15 protein-coding genes and 1 pseudogene are annotated in these 15,943 nt (G+C 40.4%); 10 read left to right on the forward strand and 6 right to left on the reverse strand.

All coding sequences use genetic code 11. The features are described 5' to 3' along the window. The 3 genes and pseudogenes from O3670_RS00835 to O3670_RS00845 form a co-directional block, all read right to left on the reverse strand. A pseudogene (locus O3670_RS00835) lies at positions 1-101 on the reverse strand (amino acid ABC transporter permease); the annotation flags it as partial. Positions 102-118: 17 nt separating this feature from the next. Next, on the reverse strand, positions 119-952 hold the full coding sequence (locus tag O3670_RS00840; RefSeq protein ID WP_037611665.1) for a transporter substrate-binding domain-containing protein: 834 nt from the start codon (positions 950-952) through the stop codon (positions 119-121). Between the two features lie 9 nt (positions 953-961). Then, positions 962-1,729 (reverse strand): amino acid ABC transporter ATP-binding protein, encoded by a 768-nt coding sequence (locus O3670_RS00845; protein ID WP_002885036.1) that lies wholly within the window; start codon positions 1,727-1,729, stop codon positions 962-964. A gap of 284 nt (positions 1,730-2,013) precedes the next feature. Here O3670_RS00845 and vicR point away from each other — a divergent pair, with 284 nt between their 5' ends. The 4 genes from vicR to O3670_RS00865 are packed head-to-tail and all read left to right on the forward strand — an operon-like array spanning position 2,014 to position 5,290. Continuing rightward, the gene (vicR, locus tag O3670_RS00850; RefSeq protein ID WP_002884978.1) at positions 2,014-2,721 is read left to right on the forward strand and encodes a cell wall metabolism response regulator VicR; all 708 of its coding nucleotides are present in this window, start codon (positions 2,014-2,016) and stop codon (positions 2,719-2,721) included. Next, the gene (gene vicK / locus O3670_RS00855; protein WP_002885062.1) at positions 2,714-4,054 is read left to right on the forward strand and encodes a cell wall metabolism sensor histidine kinase VicK; all 1,341 of its coding nucleotides are present in this window, start codon (positions 2,714-2,716) and stop codon (positions 4,052-4,054) included. The genes vicR and vicK overlap by 8 nt, the downstream gene beginning before the upstream one ends. A gap of 5 nt (positions 4,055-4,059) precedes the next feature. Beyond that, a complete protein-coding gene (walJ, locus tag O3670_RS00860; RefSeq protein ID WP_371595677.1) occupies positions 4,060-4,872 on the forward strand; it encodes an exodeoxyribonuclease WalJ in 813 nt (270 codons plus the stop codon). Between the two features lie 58 nt (positions 4,873-4,930). Continuing rightward, entirely contained in the window at positions 4,931-5,290 is a 360-nt protein-coding gene (locus O3670_RS00865) for a YbaN family protein (RefSeq protein WP_371595678.1), read from the forward strand. 51 nt (positions 5,291-5,341) lie between these two features. On the opposite strand, the gene O3670_RS00870 is transcribed toward O3670_RS00865, so the two are convergent. Further along, entirely contained in the window at positions 5,342-6,556 is a 1,215-nt protein-coding gene (locus tag O3670_RS00870) for an aminoacyltransferase (RefSeq protein WP_371595679.1), read from the reverse strand. A gap of 1 nt (position 6,557) precedes the next feature. Continuing rightward, positions 6,558-7,367, reverse strand: coding sequence for a sugar-phosphatase (gene yidA / locus O3670_RS00875; RefSeq protein ID WP_371595680.1), 810 nt, complete (start codon positions 7,365-7,367; stop codon positions 6,558-6,560). Between the two features lie 177 nt (positions 7,368-7,544). Here yidA and O3670_RS00880 point away from each other — a divergent pair, with 177 nt between their 5' ends. From O3670_RS00880 to O3670_RS00895, 4 genes are all read left to right on the forward strand, one after another. Then, entirely contained in the window at positions 7,545-8,411 is an 867-nt protein-coding gene (locus O3670_RS00880) for a GNAT family N-acetyltransferase (protein WP_038675894.1), read from the forward strand. 82 nt (positions 8,412-8,493) lie between these two features. Beyond that, complete coding sequence (locus O3670_RS00885) at positions 8,494-8,880, forward strand: YwiB family protein (RefSeq protein WP_037600507.1); 387 nt, start codon at positions 8,494-8,496, stop codon at positions 8,878-8,880. A gap of 264 nt (positions 8,881-9,144) precedes the next feature. Continuing rightward, on the forward strand, positions 9,145-11,829 hold the full coding sequence (locus tag O3670_RS00890; protein WP_371595681.1) for a cation-translocating P-type ATPase: 2,685 nt from the start codon (positions 9,145-9,147) through the stop codon (positions 11,827-11,829). A gap of 109 nt (positions 11,830-11,938) precedes the next feature. After that, positions 11,939-12,685: an NADPH-dependent oxidoreductase gene (locus tag O3670_RS00895; protein WP_048675063.1), complete on the forward strand. Its 747-nt coding sequence runs from the start codon at positions 11,939-11,941 to the stop codon at positions 12,683-12,685. 25 nt (positions 12,686-12,710) lie between these two features. On the opposite strand, the gene O3670_RS00900 is transcribed toward O3670_RS00895, so the two are convergent. Beyond that, positions 12,711-13,568: a metallophosphoesterase gene (locus tag O3670_RS00900; protein ID WP_371595682.1), complete on the reverse strand. Its 858-nt coding sequence runs from the start codon at positions 13,566-13,568 to the stop codon at positions 12,711-12,713. 93 nt (positions 13,569-13,661) lie between these two features. Here O3670_RS00900 and queG point away from each other — a divergent pair, with 93 nt between their 5' ends. Both queG and prfB read left to right on the forward strand, forming a co-directional pair. Next, complete coding sequence (queG, locus tag O3670_RS00905; RefSeq protein WP_371595683.1) at positions 13,662-14,780, forward strand: tRNA epoxyqueuosine(34) reductase QueG; 1,119 nt, start codon at positions 13,662-13,664, stop codon at positions 14,778-14,780. A 52-nt stretch (positions 14,781-14,832) separates the two neighbouring features. After that, positions 14,833-15,931 (forward strand): peptide chain release factor 2 gene (gene prfB, locus O3670_RS00910; protein WP_371595684.1). Its coding sequence is split into 2 segments (ribosomal slippage): positions 14,833-14,904 and positions 14,906-15,931, totalling 1,098 coding nucleotides; the frame shifts between segments, so codons are not numbered across the junction. Positions 15,932-15,943 lie beyond the last annotated feature (12 nt).

Consider the following 15,943-nt stretch of genomic DNA (forward strand, 5'->3'; position numbering starts at 1 on the left):
AGAGTGTAAAAGAATCCTTTGGCAAATTGCCCAAAGTTAGCGAAGAAAGCAGCCCAACGTTCAAGAGCGAAAGGACTAGCCGTTTCAGTTAAAAGATACATAAATTCAGGACTCCTTTCTATTTATCTTCAGCCTTAGCTGGTTTCAAGTGATACTTATCGTAGAGTTTTTGAAGGCTACCATCTTTTTGCCATTTAGCAATCAAATCGTTGGTATAATCAATCAACTCTTGATTAGACTTACTTGAAGCAATACCGTACTCTTGTGTTTTGAAACCTTCATCAAGGATCTTGGTTTTATCACTTTCGTAACCTGACAAGATTGATTTATCACCAGCAAAGGCGTCAATACGGTAAGCATAGAGTGATACGGCTAACTCAGGATAAGATCCAAGTTGAACGTAGTCAAACTTAAGGTTATTAGCTGAAGCGTACTCTTCAACAGCAGCTTTGGCAGATGACCCTTGAGACACTCCAATAGTTTTACCGTTTAGGTCAGAAAGTTTCTTATAGCCAGATTTGGTTTGAACGAGGAAACCGATTTGGTCGTAGTAGTAAGGATTTGACATGGCATATGAAGCCTTACGCTCATCTGTAATGGTATAAGTAGCGATAAGCATGTCAATAGTTCCGTTATCCATAAGGGCTTCACGAGTTTGTGGGGTAACCGCTGTAAAATTCACCTTAACCTTAAGTTCTTTGGCAATTTTCTTAGCGAGGTCAATTTCCATCCCTTGATAGGTATTAGTTTTGGCTGAATAGTAACCAAAGTTTGGGACATCCTGTTTGACACCAACGTTTAGTGTCCCTTTTTTGACAATTTTTTGAATTGCAGCACTATTGAGTAGTTTACTGCTTTCATCTGCCTGACTGCTTTTGGTGTTCCAGAGGAGAACTGCTAGAAAAGCTATAACAGAGATAGCTAAAATGCGACTAAGTTTCTTGATTAACATAAGCCCTCCTTAGGCGTCCACTTGGACACGATCAGAGTTGTGGTCGATAATCTTAGAAAGGAATTGAACTGCACGAGGTTCAGTTGGATTGTCGAAGAAACCATCCACATCCGTAGTGTCTACAAGAACCTGACCTTCAGCCATGAAAATGATACGGTCAGCCACACTGCGGGCGAAGCCCATTTCGTGGGTTACGACAACCATGTTCATGCCACCTTTGGCAAGGTTTTGCATAACCGCAAGCACGTCACCGATAGTCTCTGGGTCAAGGGCTGACGTTGGTTCGTCAAAGAGCAAGAGCTCAGGATTCATGGCAAGACCACGTGCAATAGCGATACGTTGTTTTTGCCCACCAGAAAGCATACCAGGGTATGAATCCTTCTTGTCCCACATGTTAACGTAGCGAAGGAATTTTTCAGCAGTCTTTTCAGCCTCTGCCTTACTGATTCCAAGAACCTTGATAGGTGCCAAGGTAACATTTTCAAGAACGGTTTTGTGCGGGTAGAGGTTAAAGTGTTGGAATACCATACCCGCTTCCTTACGAAGCTCAACCAAATCTTTGGCAGAAGCTTCCGTCACATTATGTCCGTTAACGATAAGCGTACCGTTATCGATTGATTCCAAGGCGTTGATTGTACGGATAAGGGTAGACTTCCCTGATCCAGAAGGTCCCAAGAGAACCACAACTTGTCCTTTTTCAATTTCTAGATTAATGTCACGAAGTGCATGATAATCTCCGTAATATTTATTGACATTTTTAAATTCGATAAGTGCCATAAGAGCCTCCTAAAATTTTACATTTATATATGTAACAACAAGTGTGTATTTTACTATATATATCGGTAAATGTCAAAAATGTTTGAAAATTCAATCATAATGTTCGCCTTTTAACCGATTACACATTGCAAAGGTATCTCAAAAAAGAAGGAAAGCTTGTATATCAGCTCAATATCTATAGTAGAAACTTGGTCCTTAACCTATTTTTTGGTATAATATGTTTGATACGTAAAGTTTTCTACTTTACAAATTGAATGACTTAAGAAAACCGATGAGGTGTTTATATGAAAAAAATTCTAGTTGTTGATGATGAAAGACCGATTTCGGATATCATCAAGTTTAATCTAACTAAAGAAGGTTATGAAGTGGTTACAGCCTTTGATGGTCGTGAAGCTTTGGAGCAGTTTGAAGCTGAAAAGCCAGACTTGGTCATCCTGGACTTGATGTTGCCTGAACTAGATGGTTTAGAAGTTGCTAAGGAAATTCGAAAGACAAGTCACACACCGATTATCATGCTTTCCGCTAAGGATAGCGAGTTTGATAAGGTTATCGGGCTAGAAATTGGGGCGGACGACTATGTGACGAAACCATTTTCTAATCGTGAATTGTTGGCACGTATCAAAGCTCACTTGCGTCGTACAGAGACTATTGAAACAGCAGCAGAAGAAAGCTCTAACTCTGGCAAGCAGGAGATTTCAATTGGTGAGTTGATTATTGTTCCAGATGCATTTGTTGCTAAAAAACGTGGAAATGAAGTCGAGCTCACACACCGTGAATTTGAGTTGCTTTTCCATCTGGCAACTCACATGGGACAAGTGATGACGCGTGAGCATTTACTTGAAACTGTTTGGGGTTATGACTATTTTGGTGATGTTCGTACGGTTGACGTAACCATTCGTCGTCTCCGTGAAAAAATTGAAGATACACCTAGTCGTCCTGAATATATTTTGACGCGTCGTGGTGTTGGTTATTATATGAAGAATTATGACTAGTATTGGCTTAAACATCACAAGCTTTGAACTAGCCTTACTCTTTACGCTCCTCTTTGTGGCTTTCTACTTTATTTTTCTTGCATATCGTGATTATCGACGAGTCAAAAATATTCGAAAGTTGACCAAGAGGGTCAAGTCCTTAATGGCAGGTAACTATAACGAGGAGTTACGCTTAAAGGGTGATCCAGAGCTTTTAGAGCTAGCTGACAGCTTGAATGATTTATCGGATGTCTTTCGTTTGACGCATGAAAATCTAGCCCAGGAAAAAAACCGCTTATCATCAGTCCTCTCTTACATGAGTGATGGAGTTATTGCGACAAATCGCCGTGGTCAAATTACCATGATTAATAGCACAGCTCAGCGTTTGTTGAATCTAGATTATGAAACAGCGACACAGATGTCCATTTTAGATTTATTAGATGGCGAAAATCCCTATACTTATAGTGAATTGCTCTCTAAGACTCCTGAAATTCATTTGTCACGTCGAGATGCCAACGATGAGTTTGTGACCTTACGTGTTAATTTTGCCCTTATTCGTAAAGAATCAGGTTTTATCTCAGGTCTGGTTGCCGTTCTTCACGATGCCACTGAGCAAGAAAAAGAAGAGCGTGAACGTCGACTCTTCGTCTCAAACGTTAGTCATGAGTTGCGTACACCTTTGACTTCTGTAAAATCCTATCTGGAGGCACTTGATGATGGTGCTCTCGACGAAGAGATTGCTCCTAACTTTATCAAAGTTTCTTTGGATGAGACCAATCGTATGATGCGAATGATTTCTGACCTCTTGGCACTATCACGTATTGACAATAAGAGTACCCAACTTGACGTTGAGATGACCAATTTCACGGCCTTCATGACCTATATCTTGAATCGTTTTGATCAGATTAAAAGTCAAGAAACCAATACAGGTAAAACTTACGAAATCATTCGCGATTATCCGGTAAACTCAATTTGGGTGGAGATTGATACAGATAAGATGACCCAGGTCGTGGATAATATTCTTAATAATGCTATCAAGTATTCGCCTGATGGCGGTAAGATTACAGTGTCTATGAAGACAACTGATTCACAGTTGATTGTTTCTATTTCTGACCAAGGTTTGGGTATTCCTAAGAAAGATTTGCCTTTGATTTTTGACCGTTTTTACCGTGTTGATAAGGCCAGAAGTCGTGCCCAGGGTGGAACTGGTCTAGGCTTGTCCATTGCAAAAGAAATTATTAAACAACATAAGGGCTTTATTTGGGCTAAAAGTGAGTATGGTAAGGGTTCAACTTTTACAATTGTGCTTCCATATGACAAGGATGCCATGATGGTTGATGAATGGGAGATGTAGTAGAAATGACCTCAGATTTAGGGTTTAAATATAGTATTTTGGCTTCAGGGTCAACTGGTAATTCCTTTTACTTGGAAACTCCAGAGAAGAAGATTCTTGTAGATGCTGGTTTGTCTGGTAAGAAAATCACAAGTTTGCTAGCTGAGATTGATCGTGATCCGAGTGATTTGGATGCAATCTTAGTAACGCATGAACACAAGGATCACATCCATGGTGTAGGCGTTTTAGCTCGTAAATATGGCATGGATATATACGCCAACGAGAAAACCTGGCAAATTATGGATAGTAAAAATATGCTTGGTAAGATTGATAATAGCCAGAAACATGTTTTTTCTCGTGATAAGCTTCTGACCTTTGGAGACATTGATATTGAGTCTTTTGGAGTTAGTCACGATGCTATTGATCCACAGTTCTATCGCTTTATGAAAGATGGAAAGAGTTTCGTTATGTTGACGGATACGGGTTATGTTTCTGATCGTATGGCAGGTATTATTGAGAATGCCGACGGCTATCTGATTGAGTCCAATCATGATGTTGAAATCCTTAGAGCAGGTTCATATCCTTGGTCAACCAAGCAACGTATTCTCTCTGATCAAGGTCACTTGTGTAATGAAGATGGAGCGGATGCTATGATTCGTACCATCGGTAATAAAACTAAAAAGATCTACTTGGGTCACCTTTCTAAAGAAAATAATATCAAGGAGTTGGCCCACATGACGATGGAAAATCAGTTGGCACGTGCTGACTTTGGTGTTGGAACTGACTTTAAAGTTTGTGATACCTCACCGGACACAGCGACTCCACTGACAGACATTTAAAAATAGCAGAAGAGCTGCACTAATGCGTTTAGTGCAGCTTTTTAAAAGGAATGTATTTATGAAAGTAATTTATCTCTCGTTAGGGTTTGTCTCGCTCGGTTTGGGAATTCTTGGGATTCCTCTTCCTATCTTACCCACAACACCTTTTCTACTTTTAGCCATTGCTTGCTTTGCTAGAAGTTCCAAACGTTTTGAGAAATGGTTATATCAAACTAAGCTGTATCAAAGTTATGTAGCCGATTTTCGAGAAACCAAATCAATTGCCAAAGAACGAAAGAAAAAGATTATCATCCAAATATATGTTTTAATGGGAATTTCAATCTTTTTTGCACCTATCTTTTGGGTGAAAATCGGACTCTTTTGCCTGACGGTCTTCATCACTTATTATCTCTTTAAGGTTATTCCTGATAAAGGCTAAGTTATCATCAAAAAATGAGACTTCCAAGATGGAGTCTCATTTTATATATTATTAATGTTTGCTACGTAATTTCTTACGGAGTTTATAGGCAAAATTGGCTGGTCCGTATAGAGGGCTAACTGGAAGATTGAATTCCCCAATGAATTGTTCAATACGTGGGTTAAATTTGGACTTGAAATTATACAAACCACCATCTAGTGAATTTTCAATTCCTCCCATGTTTTGCCACTCAGCACCACGCTCAAAAGCGTGATTAGCTGTTTCATACCATGTCAGGATAGCCGGTTGATAACGGCGGTAATCTTCATCCATTCCTGCATAGATATTCTCAGACGTCTTGCCAAATTCGAGAACGAGTGTACCAGAGAGTGGGACCGTCTTATTTCCAGCATCAACTTTTTCTTGAAGAAAGTCAATTTCCTCTTTAAGTCTCTTGTGCTCTTGTTTATTGTTCTCGATTTTTCCTGGTTTAGTTTTTTCAGTGAACTTAGCTGCATCAGCAAGGTTCTTTTCGAGTTGCTTATTGAGGTCTTTGAGACGAGCTGGTAAATCAAGAGTTGAGAGTGTAATGTAAGAAGATTCTGGGTAGGTAGTCAACAACTTTTCATAATAATCAATGCCACGAAGGTGGATGTTCTTACGGGCCTCTGTCTTCTTCATCAAAGATGCGAATTGTTCAAGAAGCTCAGTGCCACCAAATTGGACTGAAATCCCCTTGTTTCGAGCAGTACGAACAGCCTGCTTGGTACTCTTAGAGAGTTGTTCCTCAGTGAAATCTTCCTTATGGATATTAGCCTGGAAGCGAGGTTGGATATTCTCAGCCATATCTTCAGTGAGGCCTGTCCATTCAATACCAAGAGCTTGGATGTCTTTGGCAATTGCCATAGTCTCTTTACGGATTTCAGCTTCTTGTGAAATCAAGTTTTTAGTCACAAAGAGGCTAGGGTCAAATTTCACAAAGAGGGCACGCTTTGTTTTGGCATATTTTTTAAGCGAAGCCATAACAAAGGCGAGCAACTCTTTATCTTGATAGTCCATAATAGGTCCACGAGGGATATAAATCATAGAAAAGCCAAGAGGGAGTGGCTGAATAAGGATACTAGCGACAGCAACGAGATTACCGTCCTGGTAGAAACCAAGGCGATCATTTCCCCAACTATCTTTGATTTTTGCCCATGAACTACTCTGTAATAAATTCGTTTGAGGACTGTCTATAACAAAGCGGTCATGCTCAGAAGTACTGAGTCCAGTTTTATAGGTATACATATTATTCTAGAACCCACTTTCTAATAGCGTAAGCGACACCAGATTCATCATTTGATTTTGTGATGTGTTTCGCAATTTTCTTCAATTCAGGATTACCATTTTCCATAACAACAGGAGAGCCGACGACTTCAAGCATAGCACGGTCATTTTCTTCATCACCGATAGCCATAGTCTCTTCTTTAGAAAAACCGAGTTTTTCAGCAAGATGGGTTACAGCAATCCCTTTATTGGCTGTTTTCTTGAGAATTTCTAGGTAAAATGGTGTTGATTTTACAATGGTAAAGCGGTCATAAAATTCTTGTGGAAGTTTGGCAATGGCTGCATCGAGGACTTCAGGTTCATCAATATACATGGCCTTAACAAATTCCTTGTCAACTACCTCTTCAGGTGTACGGTAGTAAATTGGCATATGAACAAGTGTAGATTCATGAACTGTGTAGCGACCAATGTTTCGATTACTTGTGTAGATACCATCTTTAGTAATAGCGTGAGAATGAACGCCAAGCTTATTAGCCAAAACCTCAATGTCAAGATAGTCTTCGTATGAAAGTGTCTCACGGATCAATTCATTACCAGTAGAAGTCTCTTGGACAAGCCCACCATTGAAGGTGATAACATAATCTCCGTCTTGGTTGAGGTTAAGCTCTTCAAGAAGTGGAAGTACTCCTGGAATAGGGCGACCAGTCGCAATAACAACCTTTACACCAGCAGCTTTAGCATCTTGAATCGCTTGAAAGACTTCCGGTGTAACTTGACGTTGGCTATTTAAAAGCGTTCCATCAATATCAACAGCAATAAGTTTAATAGACATAATAATTACCTGTTTCGTTTAGTTAGTTTCCCTTCTATTTTACTAAAATTTAGGCGCTTTGTCATAGTTCTTCCTGAGAAAAGTATTATTGTCTCTTTAAAGAAGTAGATTAGGTAAGAATTGCCCAAATGCTTTTTAATTGGTAAAATAAGGTCAGACAAATAAAGGAGAGATAAAGTGATTCGAGCAACCAACCAATTGACGGAGCAAGAACGGAAGTCAGCAAAAGCATTGATTGCTAGCTGCCAAGCCCATGATCAAACCTTTCGAGAACCTTATCTCTCCAATATGCTTAATTTTGATTCCAATATGCCGGCCTTTTTCCTCTATTGTCAAGAGGGAGAGTTGCTTGGCTTATTAACGGTTTATGCGGATGATGAAGACATTGAAGTGAGCATCCTAGTGGACCCTAGTCATCGTCGCGAGGGTATTGCCCATGCGATGTATAGAAGCTTTGAAAAAGAAATGGCATCTTACCCTATTCGCTCAGTGACCTTTCAGACGGAGCGTGTTTTTCTCGATCATCATCCTGATTTGGCAAGTCATTGGGATTTGGTTGAAGATGAAGAGACGGAAACCTGGCTAGGGAGAGACAGAACACCATATGCTCTGGATTCCTGTTCAGATGTCAAGGTGCTCTTAGCTGAACCTTCTTACCTAGATGCAATTGCCCATCTCCACCACCAAGCCTTTTCTGATGCAGAGCAAACACTCGAAGTAAGTCGCAGATACATTACAGAGGCATTGAAGGACTCTGATGGCCTACTTTACATCCTCATCAAAGAAGGTCAAGTGATTGGAGTTTGTACGGTCGATTTATCTGGGAATAGCAACTACCTTTATGGACTTGCCGTAGCAGAAGCCTATCGTGGCCAAGGCTATGGAAGCTATCTGGCAAAATCAGTCGTCAATCAACTCATTGCGCAAAATGACAAGTCCTTCCAAATTGCAGTGGAAGATAGCAATGTAGGTGCCAAACGCTTGTATGAAAAGATTGGCTTTGTCAAACAAACCCAGGTGGTTTACTTGAAGCAGAAAGGGTAAACGCAATGTTGAAACTCTCTTTGAGGTTAGAGTTGCTATCGTCTTAAGTAAAAAGTAGTTATAGAACAGAAAGGAGTAATCAATGGAAATTAAAATCAAAAACAAAATTAAAGTAGGCGATCAAACGGAAATTATCGAAGAAATCCACACTTGTGAGGTTATGGAAAAAGGGGATTATACCTATCTTGTTCATCATAATTCCGAGAAAGAAAAAGTGGTTATTAAGTTGAATCAGGATGAGCTAGTGATGACACGCTTTTCTAATCCTAAATCCATTATGCGTTTTTCTGCTAAAGTACCTGCCTTGGTCCACATTCCGACACCGCTTGGTACCCAGCATTTTCTGACAGACACTAGTTTATTTGCCCATGACTCTAATGGACAGACAGTTGATATTCATTATCAATTGAAACATCCAGAAACAGAAGATGTTTTTGCTGATTATGAATTAGAAGTTTCTTGGTTTTAATTTTTGAAAAAATAGAATCATTTTGCTTGAATAAAGAATAATTTATGATAAAATGTTTAGTACAAATAAGGGAGTAGCAGGTGACTGTAATCATGAGATTTGATTAACAGTTGCGATTATGTCGTCATTACGAAATTTTATATTTCCGGCATATTCTTAAACAGCGAGACTTGTTTTTTATTAAACAAGTCTCTTTTTGTATGATTTTTTATATAAAAAGAGTCTTGTTAGCCATTTTTCCCTATATAGAAGGAGGAGATTATTTTGTCTAAAGAACAAAGTAAAACCTTGTTTTACACACAAGGAGAGGAAGAAGTCCTAAAAAACTTGGACACTTCTGTTGATGGTTTGTCTACTGCACAAGCCAAGGAACGTTTAGATGCCTATGGCTATAACGAGTTGGATGAAGGTGAAAAACGCAGCCTCTTGTCAAAATTCATCGATCAGTTTAAAGATTTGATGATTATCATCTTGCTTGTCGCTGCCGCCCTTTCTGTTATTACAGAAGGTATGCATGGTTTGACGGATGCCTGCATTATTTTAGCCGTTGTTGTTTTGAATGCAGCCTTTGGTGTTTATCAAGAAGGACAAGCAGAAGCGGCTATTGAAGCCCTCAAAAACATGTCTAGCCCTATGGCTCGTGTGCGCCGTGATGGCCATGTCGTTGAAATTGATTCACGCGAATTGGTTCCTGGAGATATCGTCTTGCTTGAAGCAGGTGATGTTGTTCCTGCGGATATGCGCTTGCTCGAAGCTGCCTCACTTAAGATTGAAGAAGCAGCCCTTACCGGTGAATCCGTTCCAGTTGAAAAGGACGTTACCGAGACAGTTGAAGCAGAGGCGGGTATCGGTGACCGTGTGAATATGGGTTACCAAAACTCTAACGTTACTTATGGTCGTGGTACTGGAGTTGTAACCAATACTGGTATGTATACTGAGGTCGGTAAGATTGCCGATATGTTGGCTAATGCGGACGAATCACAAACGCCATTGAAACAAAGCTTGGAGCAATTGTCTAAGACCTTGACCTATCTGATTGTCGCTATTGCTTTGGTGACATTCTTGGTTAGTGTCTTCATTCGTGGCGAACAGCCCCTTGAAGGCTTGATGGTTGCCGTTGCTCTTGCGGTTGCAGCCATTCCTGAAGGTTTGCCTGCCATTGTAACCATTCTTTTGTCACTTGGGACAACGACCCTTGCTAAACGCAATTCGATTGTTCGTAAATTGCCAGCTGTTGAAACCCTTGGTTCAACAGAAATTATCGCATCTGATAAGACTGGTACCTTAACCATGAACCAAATGACTGTTGAAAAAATCTATACAAACGGTCAATTGCAAAACGCTTCTACGGAACTTGGTGCTGACAATACAACCCTTCGTATTATGAACTTTGCCAATGATACAAAGGTGGACCCTGATGGTAAATTGATCGGGGATCCAACAGAAACAGCTCTTGTTCAATTTGGTTTGGACCACAATTTTGATGTGCGTGACATCTTAAAATCAGAGCCTCGTGTGGCAGAATTGCCATTTGACTCTGACCGTAAGCTCATGTCTACTATCCACAAAGAAGCGGATGGTACATACTTTGTAGCCGTTAAAGGTGCGCCTGACCAATTGCTCAAACGTGTGACTCGTATTGAAATCAATGGTGAGGTCCGTCCTATCACAGATGAAGATAAACAAGCTATCCTTGCAACTAATAAGGACTTGGCAAAACAAGCCCTTCGTGTCTTGATGATGGCTTATAAGACAACGAATGACATTCCTACCTTGGAATCTGCAGTTGTTGAGTCTGATTTGATTTTCTCAGGTTTGGTAGGTATGATTGACCCAGAACGTCCAGAAGCAGCAGAGGCTGTCCGTGTCGCTAAAGAAGCGGGAATCCGTCCAATTATGATCACAGGTGACCACCAAGATACAGCAGAAGCAATCGCTAAGCGTCTTGGTATCATCGATCCAAATGATACGGAAGATCATGTCTTTACTGGCGCTGAGCTTAATGAGCTTTCTGATGAAGAATTCCAAAAAGTCTTCAAACAGTACTCTGTCTATGCGCGTGTGTCTCCTGAACACAAGGTTCGTATCGTTAAGGCTTGGCAAAATGATGGCAAGGTTGTTGCCATGACAGGTGATGGGGTTAATGATGCGCCTTCACTTAAAACAGCTGATATTGGTATCGGTATGGGAATTACAGGTACAGAGGTTTCTAAGGGTGCTTCAGATATGGTTCTTGCCGATGATAACTTTGCGACAATTATCGTTGCCGTAGAAGAAGGACGTAAGGTCTTCTCAAATATTCAAAAATCAATCCAATACCTCTTGTCAGCCAACATGGCCGAAGTCTTCATTATCTTCTTTGCTACACTGTTTGGTTGGGATGTGCTTCAACCAGTACACCTTCTATGGATTAACCTAGTCACTGATACACTTCCAGCTATCGCACTTGGGGTTGAGCCAGCTGAACCAGGTATTATGACTCACAAACCTCGTGGTCGCCAATCAAACTTCTTTGATGGTGGTGTCTTCGGAGCGATTATGTATCAAGGTGTCTTCCAAACTATCCTTGTTCTTGCAGTATATGGTTGGGGCCTTGCCTTCCCAGAGCACCATACGCAAGCAGAAATTCATGCGGATGCCCTTACAATGGCCTTTGCCACACTTGGATTAATCCAGTTGCTCCATGCCTTTAACGTTAAATCAGTTTATCAATCAGTCTTTAAAGTTGGTCTCTTTAGAAACAAGACTTTCAACTGGGCAATTCCAGTGGCCTTCGTTCTTTTGATGGCAACTATTGTAGTTCCTGGATTTAATAACCTTTTCCATGTGTCACACCTGAGTCTGACACAATGGCTTGCAGTTATTGTGGGTTCTTTCTTGATTGTGGTACTTGTTGAATTGGTTAAGGCTGGTCAACGTGCCCTTGGCAAAGATAAGAATGCTATTTAACAAATAAGAGTCAGAGATTAAGTCTCTGGCTTTTTCTTATCAAATCTTGAATTCGCCAACTGTCTTGTTTATAATTAAAGTAAAGTAGTCACTAGGTAAGGAGAAAGCCATGAACGAAACTATTAAGACGCAACTTAATCATCGTAGTATTCGCCAATTTAAACCTCTAGCTTTGACACAGGAAGAAGTTGACCTTCTGGTTGATGTTGCCAGACATACGGCAACTAGTAATTTTAGACAATCCTATTCGATTATCAGTATTACTGATCAAAAATTGAAGGAAGAAATTGCTGAAATTGCGAATCAGCCTTATATTCCAAATGCTGGGCATCTTTTTGTATTTGTTGTAGACCAAAGACGTAATACTTTGATTGCAGAGGCAAAGGGCGCTGAAGCCTTGGTGCAAGGTAGTCCCGAACGCTTTATCTCGGCCTTTTCAGATGCAATGATTGCTGCTCAAAATGTGGTAGTAGCTGCTGAGAGTTTAGGCATGGGAACAGTTTATTTGGGTAGTATCTTGAATGATAATGCCAAGCTTTCGGAGCTTCTCAAACTTCCAAAGTATGTCTATCCAGCAGTAGGCCTAGCAGTTGGTTGGCCAGATCAGGAACCACAGCTTAAACCTCGTTTGCCACGTCACGTTATCCATATGGAAAATTATTATCAGGATTTAGAAAATCCCTTGGAGGAGCTAAAAGATTACGACGCTGAAGTCCATGAGTATTATGATCTCCGCGATCTCAATAATAGGGTTGATGAATTTACGACTCAGATTGCTAAGACCATGGATAAATCCGTTGCCAATCGTGCTAATACCTTGAAGGATCTTCAAAAGCAGGGATTTTTCATCGACTAAAAAAACGACTCCCATAAGAGTCGTTCTACAAATCGAATAGTGTCATAGAGGAAAGGAACTCATTTGCTAGTTCCTTTTTTTCATATTCTAAAAACTCTTGTCGTTTCTTGACTAGGTTGTAACGCTTGGAGAGGTTCCATGTTCCAGTAGGATTGAGTTCGGGATGATTGGAAACAAAGTCAATGGTTAAGTCCCATTCTCGTCGGTATCCAAGAGGACGCGAGTGATAGGTTACACCGTCAATAGTTACCCTCCCATAACTGCGGTGGGCATGACCAAAAACAACATCTTTAACACCATGTTTGGCGAAAATCTGATGGAATTGTTCAGATCCCAAATAAGCGTTAAAAGGTTTAAAACGTTCGTGCGTCATGGTGAAACGACTATGAGGAACGAAGTGCATGGCAACTATAAGGTTACTAGTGTCTAATTCACTTAAGATATTATCTAGCTTCTTGAGACTCCTTTGACAGATTTCCGGATCAGTATCTAAACGCTTAAGTCGACGGTCGAACCAGAGTTGCTTCTTACGATTAAGAATCTTTTCCAAATTTTCATCAGAATAGGAATAATCATACCACCCGTGAAAAGCCAATAAGGTCTTACTTCCTAAATCAATCACCTGAAAATCAAGATTATCAATAAGCTCATCATCTAAATCAAGCATATCATGATTGCCTAAATTATAGGTAACCTTGACCGCCTTGGACAGTTTTCGTAGGAAAGGTTTTGTGTCAGCATAATAATGGTTAGAAATATCACCAGCGATATGGAGATGGCTAACTTCTTGATCTTTTAGGCACTTTATTAGAGTATCGATTTCATATGTTTCAAAGTGATTCAAATCAATATGTAAATCACTCATTACTGCAAGTCTTGTCATAAAAACATTGTAACAAAAAGGTTAAGGCTTGTCTCTAAATGAAGATGATGGAAAATACTTGCCCTTGGACTACATTTTCATTATGATAAGAATATGGATATCAAGTTAGAAATACAAAAGATGGCCAAGGAAATTGGCATCTCAAAAATTGGTTTTACAACCGCTGATGATTTTGCCTATCTGGAAAAATCCCTTCGACTTGGTGTCGAAGAAGGGCGAACAACAGGTTTTGAACATAAAAATATTGAAGAGCGTATTTATCCTAAGTTGACCTTGGAATCAGCTAAAACCATCATTTCCATTGCAGTTGCCTATCCGCATAAGCTGCCACAACAACCCCAAAAAACAGAATATAAGCGTGGTAAAATCACTCCAAATTCATGGGGTCTAGATTATCACTATGTTTTGCAGGACAAACTAAAACGCTTGGCAGAAGGCATTGAAAAATTGACGGAAAACTTCGAATATAAAGGTATGGTGGACACTGGAGCTCTGGTCGATACAGCAGTGGCCAAGCGAGCTGGTATTGGCTTTATCGGAAAGAATGGACTAGTTATTTCGAAAGAATACGGGTCCTACATGTATCTTGGCGAGCTTATCACTAATCTAGAGATTGAACCAGACCAAGAAGTTGATTATGGTTGTGGGGATTGCCGTCGTTGTCTGGATGCCTGTCCGACCTCTTGTCTCATCGGCGATGGAACTATGAATGCCCGTCGTTGCCTATCCTTTCAAACACAGGATAAAGGCATGATGGATATGGAGTTTCGAAAGAAGATAAAGACTGTTATCTATGGTTGTGACATTTGTCAGATTTCCTGTCCATATAACAGAGGTATCGATAATCCACTGGCTTCGGACATTGATCCTGACCTTGCCATGCCCGAATTACTTCCTTTTCTTGAGCTGACCAACAAATCCTTCAAGGAGAAATTTGGGATGATTGCCGGTTCATGGCGCGGAAAGAATATTCTTCAACGCAATGCTATTATTGCCTTGGCTAACCTACATGATCGCAATGCTATTGTCAAACTGATGGAGATAATTGATAAGAATAATAATCCCATTCATACGGCGACGGCCATTTGGGCTCTCGGTGAGATTGTTAAGAAACCCGATGAGGCTATGTTAGATTACATGAGGGAACTGTCACCTAAGGATGAAGAATCCCAAGCAGAGTGGGAGCTTGTGTGTGCAAAATGGCAAATTTAAGTGATTTATGCTAGAATTAAGCATAATACTATAAAATGGAGGAAACCTATCCATGGAAGTGGCAGAAATTCGCCAAAAAATCTCTGAAAATCAAGAGAAGCTCGTGAGCTTCGGGAGGTCTCTTTGACTTAGATCGTTTGGAAGAGGACATTGCGCTCCTCGAAAACCGAATGACTGAGCCAGATTTTTGGAATGATAATATTGCAGCTCAAAAGACCTCACAAGAGTTAAATGAGCTCAAAATGAAATATGAAATTTTCAACAATATGCAAGAACTCTCTGACGAGACAGAGCTTTATTTAGAAATGTTGGAAGAAGATGATAGTGTTCAAGAAGAGCTTGAAGAAACACTCGAAAAACTTGATAAGATTATGACAAGTTACGAGATGACATTGCTCTTGTCTGAACCATATGACCATAACAATGCCATCCTGGAAATTCACCCAGGCTCTGGTGGGACAGAAGCTCAAGACTGGGCTGATATGTTGCTCCGTATGTACCAACGTTATGGAAACGCCAAAGGTTTCAAGGTCGAAACTTTGGATTATCAGGCGGGTGATGAGGCTGGAATCAAATCTGTAACCCTTGCTTTTGAAGGACCTAATGCTTATGGTTTCCTCAAGTCAGAAATGGGTGTCCACCGTTTGGTTCGTATTTCACCATTTGACTCTGCCAAACGTCGTCATACCTCATTTACATCAGTGGAAGTCATGCCTGAATTGGATGACACCATTGAAGTTGAGATTCGTGATGATGACATCAAGATGGATACATTCCGCTCAGGTGGTGCTGGTGGTCAGAACGTCAACAAAGTGTCTACAGGTGTGCGTTTGACCCACATTCCAACAGGTATTGTTGTAGCTTCAACGGTCGACCGTACACAATACGGAAACCGCGACCGTGCGATGAAGATGCTTCAAGCTAAGCTCTATCAAATGGAGCAAGAAAAGAAAGCAGAAGAAGTGAATGCTTTGAAAGGTGATAAGAAAGAAATCACTTGGGGAAGCCAAATTCGCTCATACGTTTTCACGCCATATACCATGGTTAAAGATCACCGTACAGGCTATGAAGTTGCCCAGGTTGATAAGGTAATGGATGGAGATATTGAAGGCTTCATCGATGCCTACCTCAAGTGGCGTATGGAAGAATAGTAACGATATACT

It is taken from the genome of Streptococcus sp. 27098_8_74, assembly GCF_041431705.1.
In the GTDB taxonomy this organism is placed as follows: domain Bacteria; phylum Bacillota; class Bacilli; order Lactobacillales; family Streptococcaceae; genus Streptococcus; species Streptococcus salivarius_E.